Here is an 11,933-nt window from a genome sequence, read left to right on the forward strand (position 1 = left end):
GACACACAAGACTAACAATATCAAGAATAAAAAACATGCTAAAAGAAAAATAAGAATATAAACAAAAAACATCACAACATTACACACTACATATCTAACATGAAAAATCCTTAACTTAACAGCTGTGAGTTTTAATGGGATTTCTTTAAATAGTACTTTAGTTATTAATCCTATTTTGGATACTAAGGTAAATAGTAGTGTTAGTATTAATGGTACTTTGCTTGATGGAAGTGGTGTTCCGATTAGTGGTGTTATTGTTGATTTGGTTGTTAATGGTGTTAGCTATAATACTACAACCGATGCAAATGGTAAGTGGAATATTACTTATCTTGTAAATTCAACTGGTGTTATTAATGTCGAGGCTGTCTTTAGTGGTAATAGTAATTACACTGCCTGTGTTAATACAACTCATTTCAATGGGGCAACTTCAAATAGTACTTTAATTATTAATCCTATTTTGGATAATAAGTTGGGTAGTAGTGTTAGTATTAATGGGACTTTATTTGATGAGAATAATAGTGGAATTGCTAATGTGACTGTTGTTGTGACTGTTAATGGTGTTAGCTATAATACTACAACCGATGCAAATGGTAATTGGAGCATTGATTATCTTGTAGGTTCCTCTGGTCTTATTAATGTTGTTGCTATTTTTTATGGTGATAATAATCATGCTGGTGCTGGAAATGAAACAAGCTTTGATGGAGTTCCTTTAAATAGTACTTTGATTATTAATCCTATAACTGATGTTAAGGTAAATAGTAGTGTTAATATTAATGGTACTTTGTTAGATGAGAATAATAGTGGGATTAGTAATGTGACTGTTGTTGTAACTGTTAATGGTGTTAGCTATAATCTTACAACCGATGTAAATGGTAAGTGGAGTATTGATTATCTTGTAGGTTCTTCTGGTGTTATTAATGTTGTTGCTGTCTTTGATGGTAATGATAAGTATCTTAGTGCTGTTAATAGTACTAGTTTTCTTGTAACTAATTATGTTAATGTGAGTGTTCTTAAAGTATCTAATGTTACAGGTTATGTTAATGTTGGTGATAATGTTACTTATACTATTACTGTCACTAACTATGGGTTGACTAATGCTACAGGCGTATTTGTAACTGATAAGTTGAATACTACTATGTTAAGTTTTGTAAGTAGTAGTGCTAATCGTGGAGCTTATGATAGTAATACTGGTATTTGGACTATTGGTGACCTTGGTGCTGGTGAAACTCTTGTTTTGAATATAACTGTTACTGTTATTGGTAAGGGGGCAATTGTCAATGTTGCAAATGTAACTGCGGATCAAAATAATACAGATAATGGTACTGGTAATTCAACAATTAATGTTAAATCTGACACTAATCTTAGTGCTTCAATACCTGATGCTAAAATAGGGGATACTGTTAATATTACTCTAAATTTAACTGATTTAGATGGTAATCCTGTAAATACTGTTGCCAATGTTACTATTGATGGTATACTTTACCCTGATGTTGAATTTATTAATGGAATAGCTAAGGTTCCTTATAATGTTACTGAAGCTCAAAAGAATATTACTGTTAAGTTTGAAGGTAATGATAAGTATAATCCTTCTAATGATACTGTTGGTGTTAATTTCACTAAAAAAGATGCTAATATCAATATTCATGTTCCTGATACTAAAATAGGGCATAATGCTACAACAACTATCACCCTTAGAGATGCTGATGGTAAACCAATTTCAAATGCTTCAGTTAAAGTAATATTAAATGATAAAGTTATTGGAACATTCATAACTGATAATAATGGTCAAATTCATCCAGTAATCTCTGTTAATCAAGATAATATTCTTAAAGCTGAATTTAGTGGAAATGATGAATATAATTTTGTTGAAAAAATAACTAACTTTAAAGGTAATTCTTCTAATAATAATACAAATAATAGTAACAATAATACTAATAATAGTAATAATAGTAACAATAATACTAATAATAGTAATAATAACAATAATAGTAATAACACTAATAATAGTAATAATGCTAACAATAATGGTAATGGTGATAATGATAGTAATAATAATTCCCATGAACTTGTAGGTTCTAATATTAATATGAAGAAAACTGGTGTTTCTTTAGTGATTATTATGGGATTAATCTTAGTATTAAGTCTATTTGGATTAATTTTACTTAATAAATTAAGAAATAAGGGTAGTTATAAAATGAGTAATAGTAATGTTAATAATAATTCTAAAAATAGTGTTTTTAAAATAGCTATTGTAATATCTTTAATAGCTATTTTATTTGTTAGTGTTTCATCTGTCAGTGCTATAGATGTTACAATTAGTACTACTAATGCTACAGGTATTAATGGAACTTTAAATAATGTTACAAGGGGAGTAGATATTAATAATTCCATTACACTAAGTGCAGGAGTATATAATAAAACAGTTGACCGTGGCAATACCATTAGTTTTTCAAATAAAAGTTTATCAATTTGTGGTAATGGTGCACCAAGTGAGGTTATTATTGATGGAAATAATGCAGGAAGATTATTTACAATATCTGGATCAAATAATAACATAAGTTTTGAAAATATAATGTTCAGTAAAGGTAAAGCGGATGTTGCGGGTGCTGCATTTTCCATTACTGGTAATAGTACAGTTATATTTAAAAATTGTATATTTACAAGTAATATTGCAAATGGTTCTTATGGTTATGGTGGCGCTATTTACAATACTGGGTCTAATCTTACTCTGAACAACTCTATATTTACAAATAATGGTCTTAATATTAGTTATAATGGTACTAATAGTTATGGTGCTGGTGGTGCTATTTATAGTACTGTTAACTTAACTGTTATCAATTCTATATTTACAAATAATAGTATAAATCTTATAATGAATGGTGCTCGTAGTGATGCTGAGGGTGGTGCTATTTATAGTACTGTTAACTTAACTGTGAAAAATTCTACATTTACAAATAATGGGATAACTCTGATAATGTTACGTGGGGGTGTATGTTATGGTTATGGGGGTGTTATTCATAACCGTGATGGTAGTTCCGATATTACCAATTCTTCATTTTCAAATAATCATATGAATTTAACTAATGCGCTTTCTTATTTAGCAGCTGCTAGGGGGGGCATTATTTATAACACTGGTAGTTTTAGTATGAGTAATTCTAATTTCGCTAATAATACTTTAAATTCCACTGATTTTGACGAGGGGGGTGTTATTTATAATATGGGTAGTTTTAGTCTGAGTAGTTCTAATTTCGCTAATAATACTTCACATTTTCTTAATTCTATTACTTGTGGTGGTGTTATTCTTAATGGTGGTAATTTTAGTGTGAGTGGTTCTAATTTTACTAATAATGGTGTAAATAGTGCTTATGGTGTGGGCGGTGTTATTGCTAGTGGGGGTAATTTTAGTGTGAGTGGTTCTAATTTCATGGGTAATAGTTTAAATGGTAATACTAGTCAAGGAGGTCTTATTCTTAATGGTGGTAATTTTAGTGTGAGTGGTTCTAATTTCACTAGTAATGGTGTGAATTGTAGTAGTGGTTATGGTGGTCTTATTCTTAATGATGGTAATTTTAGTGTGAGTGGTTCTAATTTCACAGGTAATGGTGTGAATTGTAGTAGTGGTTATGGTGGTCTTATTCTTAATAATGGTTATGGTAATTTTAGTGTGAGTGGTTCTAATTTCACAGGTAATGGTATGAATTGTAGTATTCGTGGTTTTGGTGGTGTTATTTTTAATAATCTTCATGTTTATCGTTATGATAATTATTATTATTCAGGTAGTTTTAGTGTGAGTGGTTCTAATTTCACAGGTAATGGTGTGAATTGTAGTAGTGGTTTTGGTGGTGTTATTTTTAATGATGGTAATTTTAGTGTGAGTGGTTCTAATTTCACAGGTAATGGTGTGAATTGTAGTAGTGGTTTTGGTGGTGTTATTTTTAATAATAATAGTTATTTTTATATTTATGAGGATAATGATCGTTATGATAATTCTTCTTTATTGGGTAATTTTAGTGTGAGTGGTTCTAATTTCATTGGTAATGGTGTGAATTGTAGTAGTGGTGGTTTTGGTGGTGCTATTTCCAATTGTCAAGGTGATGTTGTTGTTGTTACATCTAGTTTTATTAATAATTCTGCAAGTTATGGTGGTGGGATTTATTCTAATGGTAGTCTTGTTGTGAATGTTTCTAATTTCACTGGTAATACTCAAGCTATTGGAATTAATACTACTAATTTCACATTAAATAATAATAATATTTTAAATAATAATCTATCTATTCAGTTTATGTATGACAATATTAATTATACTTTGACTAATTTAACTGCAAATGGAACTATTATTAAAAATAATAATTATACTTATGATATATGTGGTAATAATAGTACTTATGTGATTTTAAAGGGGTCTGTTTTTGACACTGCATATAAAGGATTTATTATCATTAATGGAAATAATAATGCTATTCATAATTCTAATATTTCTAATATATCTAACACTGCAATAACAATAAATACCACATCTTTTGGAAATGCTTTTATTAATCTTACATTGTCTAATAATTCATTAGCTATTCATTTCTTAGGAAATAATAATATTTTCACTAATGGAACATTAGATGGAAACAAAATAGGGGCTATAATAGGTGGATTAAATAATACAATAATAAGCGCAACAATTGTGAATAACAGAGTTATAGGTGTAAACATCACAGGAACAAGCAATAATTTAAATTATAATAGACTTTATAATAATACTTTAGGTTTACTAAACTCAGGAACTAATACTAATGCAAACTTTAATTGGTGGGGATTAAATAATATCACTAGCCAATATACAAATACTGGTGTTAATTTCAACTTGACATATTGGTATGTCCTTGAACTTTCCCTAAACAATACATTTAATACAACTGTAAATGCAACAAGAAATTATAGTAAAAATATTCCAGCGAATCTATCTTACACATTAGCATTAAATAATATGACTAATAATCCTACTAATGATCCAGATTTATTACCTTATTTCACAGTAAATTTATTAATTAGGAATTCTACAAGTGTTGTTAATAATGTTAGTGGTGATATAAGAACATTCATATTTTCAGAAGAAGTCATGCTAACAGGCACTAATCTTCAAGAATCTATTAATGCTTTAGTAGATGGCGAGGATCTGGTTCTTATTATTGAGAATGGCACAATTGTTAATCTTAGTATTGTTAAAGTTGCGAGTGTAGCGACTATTTCAAATAATGATGCTATTGAATTTATAATAAATATAACAAATAATGGGACTGAATTCGCATCTAATGTTACATTCACTGACATACTACCAGTTAATTTTAAATTCATTAATGTGTCTAGAGGATCATACAATACTACAACAGGTATTTGGACTGTTGGAAATATTGGACCAAAAGTAACCATAACACTTGTAATGACAGCTCAAGCTATTAAATCAGGAACAGTAAACAATACTGCAAATAATGTAACAGCTATTGAAACACTTACAAATCCAAATATAAACTCCACAGTAACAATCACTATCATCTCAGCACTAAATCTAGATATTACAAAGGTATCTAATGTCACTGGTCTAAACAATCTCCGTATTGGAGATCATGTTAAATACATCATAACGGTTAAAAATAATGGTTTAGATAATGCAAGCAATGTAAGAGTCTATGATGTCTTAAATTCCAAATTAACATTCCTTACATACAATTCTTCAACTGGAACTTATAATAATACAACAGGTTTATGGAATGTCGGAACATTAAATGCTAATCAAACAGCTACACTCGAAATCGAAGTAATAATAGCAAATAATGGAACAATAGAAAATATTGCAAATATAACTGCAAATGAATTAATCTTCAATGGAAGTAACACAAGTGCTAACACAACAATTTATGTAGGTTCTTCAAATACTACTTTACTTATTAATCCTATAGTTGATACAAAGGTGAATACTAGTGTTAATATTAATGGTACTTTATTAGATGGAAATGGTCTTCCGATTAGTGGTGTTACTGTTGTTGTGACTGTTAATGGTGTTAACTATAATGCTACAACTGATGCTAGTGGTAATTGGAATATTTCTTATCTTGTGAATTCAACTGGGCTTATTAATGTTGAGGCTTTGTTTAATGGTAATAGTAATTATACTGGTGCTGTAAATAGCACTAGTTTTAATGGTTTGGCTTTGAATAGTACTTTAATTATTAATCCTATTGGTGATACTAAGGTGAATAGTAGTGTTAGTATTAATGGTACTTTGTTAGATGGAAATGGTCTTCCGATTGGTGGTGTTATTGTTGTTGTGACTGTTAATGGTGTTAATTATAATGTTACAACTGATGTTAGTGGTAATTGGAATATTTCTTATTTTGTGAATTCAGCTGGGCTTATTAATGTTGAGGCTTTGTTTAATGGTAATAGTAATTATACTGGTGCTGTAAATAGTACTAGTTTTAGTGGGGTTTCTTTGAATAGTACTTTGATTATTAATCCTATTGGTGATACTAAGGTGAATAGTAGTGTTAGTATTAATGGTACTTTGTTAGATGGAAATGGTCTTCCGATTGGTGGTGTTATTGTTGTTGTGATTGTTAATGGTGTTAGCTATAATGTTACAACTGATGTTAGTGGTAATTGGAATATTTCTTATCTTGTGAATTCAACTGGGCTTATTAATGTTGAGGCTTTGTTTAATGGTAATAGTAATTATGCTGGTGCTGTAAATAGTACTAGTTTTAATGGTTTGGCTTTGAATAGTACTTTGATTATTAATCCTATTGGTGATACAAAGGTGAATACTAGTGTTAGTATTAATGGTACTTTGTTAGATGGAAATGGTCTTCCGATTGGTGGTGTTATTGTTGTTGTGACTGTTAATGGTGTTAATTATAATGTTACAACTGATGTTAGTGGTAATTGGAATATTTCTTATCTTGTGAATTCAACTGGTGTTATTAATGTCGTTGCTGAGTTTGCAGGCAATAATAATTACACAGGTGCTGTAAATACAACTCATTTCAATGGGCCAATTTTAAATAGCACACTCATTATTAATCCTATTTTGGATACTAAGGTGGGTAGTAGTGTTAGTATTAATGGTACTTTATTTGCTGAGAATAATAATTCAATTGCTAATGTGACTGTTGTTGTGACTGTTCATGGTGTTAATTATAATACTACAACTGATATAAATGGTAATTGGAATATTAATTATCTTGTAGGTTCATCTGGTCTTATTAATGTTGTTGCTATTTTTTATGGTAATAATAATTATGCTGGTGCTGGAAATGAAACAAGCTTTAGTGGAGTTCCTTTAAACAGTACTTTGATTATTAATCCTATAGTTGATGCTAAGGTGAATAGTAGTGTTAGTATTAATGGTTCTTTATTAGATGAGAATGGTGCTCCGATTAGTGGTGTTACTGTTAATTTAATTGTTAATAATGTTTCTTATAGTGCTACTACGGGTGTAAGTGGTAATTGGAATATTACTTATCATGTGGGTTCAACTGGAGTTATTAATGTTGTTGCTGAGTTCATTGGTAATGCTAATTACACTTCTTCTGCTAATACTACTCATTTCAATGGTTTGGCTTTAAACAGTACTTTAGTTATTAATCCTATTCCTGATACTAAGATAAATAGTAGTGTTAGTATTAATGGTAGTTTGTTAGATGAGAGTAATAAGGCGATTAGTGATGTTACTGTTGTTGTGACTGTTAATGGTGTTAATTATAATGCTACTACTGATACTAGTGGTAAGTGGAGTATTACTTATCTTGTTAATTCATCTGGAAATATTAATGTTGTTGCTGAGTTTACTGGTAATGTTAATTATTCTGCTGCTGTTAATAGTACTAATTTTAATGGAGTGTCTTTAAACAGTACATTAGTTATCAATCCTGTCACAAATACTAAAGTGAATAGTAGTGTTAGTATTAATGGTTCTTTGTTTGATGAGAATGGTGCTCCGATTAGTGATGTTACTGTTGTTGTGACTGTTAATGGTGTTAATTATAATGCTACTACTGATTCAAGTGGTAAATGGAATATCAGTTATCTTGTTAATTCATCTGGAAATATTAATGTTGTTGCTGAGTTTACTGGTAATGCTAATTATTTTGCTGCTGTTAATAGTACTAGTTTTGTTGTAACTAATTATGTTAATGTGAGTGTTGTTAAAGTATCTAATGTTACAGGTTATGTGAATGTTGGTGATAATGTTACTTATACTATTACTGCAACTAATTATGGTGTGAGTAATGCTACACATGTATTTGTAACTGATAAGTTGAATACTACTATGTTAAGTTTTGTAAGTAGTAGTGCTAATCGTGGACATTATGATAGTAATGCTGGTATTTGGACTATCGGTAATTTAAATGCTGGTGAAACTGTTGTCTTGAATATAACTGTTACTGTTATTGCTAGTGGAACAATTGTTAATGTTGCAAATGTGACTATGGATCAGAATAATACAGATAATGCTAATGGTACTAGTAATTCAACAATTAATGTTAAATATGACACTCATCTTAATGCTTCAATACCTGATGCTAAAGTAGGAGATACTGTTAATATTACTTTGAATTTAACTGATTTAGATGGTAATCCAGTAAGTACTGTTGCCAATGTTACTGTTGATGGGGTGCTTTATCCAAATGTTGAATTTCTTAATGGAATAACTAAGGTTCCTTATAATATTACTGAAATTAAAAAGAATATCACTGTTAAATTTGAGGGTAATAATAAGTATAATCCTTCTAATGATATCGTTGGTGTTAATTTCACTAAAAAAGATGCTAATATTCATATTCATATTCCTGATACTAAAATAGGACATAATGCCACAGCAACCATCACCCTTAGAGATGCTGAAGGTAAACCAATTTCTAATGCTTCAATTAAAGTAATATTAAATGATAAAGTTATTGGAACATTTATTACAGATAAAGATGGTCAAATTCATCCGATCATATCTGTTAGCCAAGATAATAATCTTAAAACTGAATTTAGTGGAAATGATGAATATAATGCTGCTGAAAAAATAATTAATTTTAAAGGTAATTCTTCTAATACTAATAATACTAATAATACTAATAATACTGATGGTACTAATAATACTAATAATACTGGTACTAATAATACTAATAATACTGGTACTAATAATACTGATGGTACTAATAATACTAATAATACTGGTACTAATAATAATACTATAAATAATAATACATCTAATAATAATTCTCACAAAGTTGCAGGTTCTAATGTGAGTATGAAGAGAACTGGTGTTCATTTAATAGCTATCATATTAATATTAAGTCTATTTGGATCAATCTCAATTAGAAAACTAAAAAAATAGAACTAAAATCTTTTTAAAAAGATTAACAAGCAATTTAAATTATAACTTAATTAGCTATTGTCATGACAATTTAATATTATAGTTTTAAATACTTCGTTATCTTTTTAATTAAACTTTAATTTTCTTTATTTCAGCTATATGGTGTGAAATTAATAATATATAAACATTTAAAATTAAATAGTCATGACACTATTGGAAGAAAAGAGAATAATTTTCTCATTTTTCGATTATGTAAAAATTTTGCCTCCTGAGAAAGTTAGTATTATATTTTATTATAAAATGCATACTAATTATTAGTATATTTTAGCCAATAATCTGTTTTTAAGGAAAATAACAAGCTTAAAATCTGGCAGCGAACTAAAATATATAATAATAAGTTAGGAGATAGTTAATGTAACATATTTGACAGAAATTGTAATGATTTAAAGTTATCAGGAATCATGATTTTAGTAATAATTTATTTTCCAGGAGGCAAGATTTTTATACACACATTGAATCATCTAATTTATTAAAAAATATATTTAATAATTCCTTAAAATGTCTCTTAGAAAAATATAAATAATGAAAGATAGAGAATAATAATAAATTCTAAGGAGAATAAATAATGACATCAATAAAAATACAGTTACAACAATCAATCATTGATAAAATAAAAGGAAAAAACATTGCTGATTGGAATATTAATAATAAGGGGGAGCTTGAGTTAGAATTTGTTGATTGTAATCTTGAAAAAGAAGTTAAAGAGCTTCAAAATGAACTCGATGCAGGAAAAGGCATAAGAGTTGATATAAATGACCTTGAGAAACACTTTGGATTATGATTTAGAATTTACAAGAAAGGCAGAGAAATATATACAAAAACTTGTTAAAAAAGATGAAAAATCTGCTCGAAAAATTTTAAAATCTATAAAAGAAATGGTTGAAAAACCCTATGAATACTCTATTTTAAAAGGTAATTTTAATAAAGTCCATAAAATTCGAGTAGGCAATTATAGAATTTTATTTGATATAATTGAAAATAAATCCTCGTATAATTCGTATAATTGATATTGGTCCAAGAAAAAACATTTACAAATAAAATAACTCTAAATAACATAATAGAAAAATGGATTAATATTTTAAGAATGAAATTACTTTTTTCATTTGAAAATCCCACATAAATTTTACAGTGCCTATTAGAGAGTTTGAGTTAACAATGAATTCTTGACTCTATTAGTAGTGTATGAAAAATTAAATTGATATGATGTAGTTTTCATAATTTTTTAATTTGTTCTGTTGAGAGATCAGTGATTTTGCTGATTTCTTCTAAACTCATTCCTTTATTTTTTAATCTAAAAGCTACTTCTCTTGCTTTTTCTTGTCTTCCCTCTTTTTTTCCTTCTTTTTTCCTTCTCGTCTTCCTTTTTCTTCTCCTCTTTCTTCTCTGTGTAGTAGTGTGTTGTTGTATTCTGCTATTGCAAATTCTCTTTTTTGATAATGTATTAAGGAGTCTTTGTCTCTTAGAAGGTCTTTCATTTTTTTGTCTGTACTTTTGATTCCGTTATCCATATTTATCACTTTTTTAGTGTTTCATTTGATTCTTTTTCATTTAAAAATGACAGCCATCTGTGTAATGGATTATTTTCAATGTCTTTATTTTTTAATTTTCTATATTGGGGCATGTCGATGATGTGAATTTCTAAATCTTATGTTAGTTTGCAGTTTTTGCTGTTGTCTTCCCATATGTGGTATGTTGAGTGGAATTCTGGTAATTTTAGTAGACTGAAGTCTAAAATCAATAGCTCCTATTTTAGGTAATTTTTGGTAATTGTATTCAGAGTTTGAGTTAACAACGAATTCTTGACTCTATTAGTAGTGTATGAAAAATTAAATTGATATGATGTAGTTTTCATAATTTTTTAATTTGTTCTGTTGAGAGATCAGTGATTTTGCTGATTTCTTCTAAAGTCATTCCTTTATTTTTTAATCTAAAAGCTATTTCTATTGCTTTTTCTTGTTTTCCTTCTTTTCTTCCTTCTTTTCTTCCTTCTTTTCTTCCTTCTTTTTTTCCTTCTTTTTTTCCTTCTTGTCTTCCTTTTTCTTCTCCTTTTTCTTCTCTGTGTAGTAGTGTGTTGTTGTATTCTGCTATTGCAAATTCTCTTTTTTGATAATGTATTAAGGAGTCTTTGTCTCTTAGAAGGTCTTTCATTTTTTTGTCTGCACTTTTGATTCCGTTATCCATATTTATCACCTTTTTTAGTGTTTCATTTGATTCTTTTTCATTTAAAAATGACAGCCATCTGTGTAATGGATTATTTTCAATGTCTTTATTTTTTAATTTTCTATATTGGGGCATGTCGATGAAGTGAAGTTCTAGGTCATCTGTTAGTTTGCAGTTTTTGTTGTTGTCCTCCCATATGTGGTATGTTGAGTGGAATTCTGGTACTCTTACTAGACTGAAGTCTAATATGCCAATAGCTATTACTTTAGGTAATTCTTGATATTTGTCTCCAGAATCTAAATTAACAACGAATTCTCGGCTCCAGTAGTACAATAATCTTTTTATCATGTTGTGTTCA

The 11,933-nt window shown here is 28.6% G+C and carries 5 protein-coding genes; 3 read left to right on the forward strand and 2 right to left on the reverse strand.

All coding sequences use genetic code 11. The features are described 5' to 3' along the window. Positions 1-124: 124 nt before the first annotated feature. From MBFIL_RS09135 to MBFIL_RS09145, 3 genes are all read left to right on the forward strand, one after another. Complete coding sequence (locus tag MBFIL_RS09135; RefSeq protein WP_066973784.1) at positions 125-9,376, forward strand: carboxypeptidase regulatory-like domain-containing protein; 9,252 nt, start codon at positions 125-127, stop codon at positions 9,374-9,376. A 604-nt stretch (positions 9,377-9,980) separates the two neighbouring features. Beyond that, a complete protein-coding gene (locus MBFIL_RS09140; RefSeq protein WP_066973786.1) occupies positions 9,981-10,196 on the forward strand; it encodes a hypothetical protein in 216 nt (71 codons plus the stop codon). Continuing rightward, entirely contained in the window at positions 10,168-10,422 is a 255-nt protein-coding gene (locus tag MBFIL_RS09145) for a type II toxin-antitoxin system RelE family toxin (protein WP_084266374.1), read from the forward strand. The genes MBFIL_RS09140 and MBFIL_RS09145 overlap by 29 nt, the downstream gene beginning before the upstream one ends. 291 nt (positions 10,423-10,713) lie before the next feature. Here MBFIL_RS09145 and MBFIL_RS09150 read toward each other — a convergent pair whose 3' ends face one another. Both MBFIL_RS09150 and MBFIL_RS09155 read right to left on the reverse strand, forming a co-directional pair. After that, positions 10,714-10,923 (reverse strand): hypothetical protein, encoded by a 210-nt coding sequence (locus MBFIL_RS09150; protein WP_066973790.1) that lies wholly within the window; start codon positions 10,921-10,923, stop codon positions 10,714-10,716. Between the two features lie 340 nt (positions 10,924-11,263). Then, on the reverse strand, positions 11,264-11,933 hold a 670-nt coding region (locus tag MBFIL_RS09155; protein ID WP_157078745.1), incomplete at its 5' end, for an Rpn family recombination-promoting nuclease/putative transposase.

It is taken from the genome of Methanobrevibacter filiformis, from assembly GCF_001639265.1.
GTDB lineage: Archaea > Methanobacteriota > Methanobacteria > Methanobacteriales > Methanobacteriaceae > Methanacia > Methanacia filiformis.

Coding starts and splice junctions, on each gene's coding strand:
- MBFIL_RS09140 (WP_066973786.1), top strand. CDS start 9,981: ATGACATCAATAAAAATACAGTTACAACAATCAATCATTGATAAAATA.
- MBFIL_RS09145 (WP_084266374.1), top strand. CDS start 10,168: ATGACCTTGAGAAACACTTTGGATTATGATTTAGAATTTACAAGAAAG.
- MBFIL_RS09150 (WP_066973790.1), bottom strand. CDS start 10,923: ATGGATAACGGAATCAAAAGTACAGACAAAAAAATGAAAGACCTTCTA.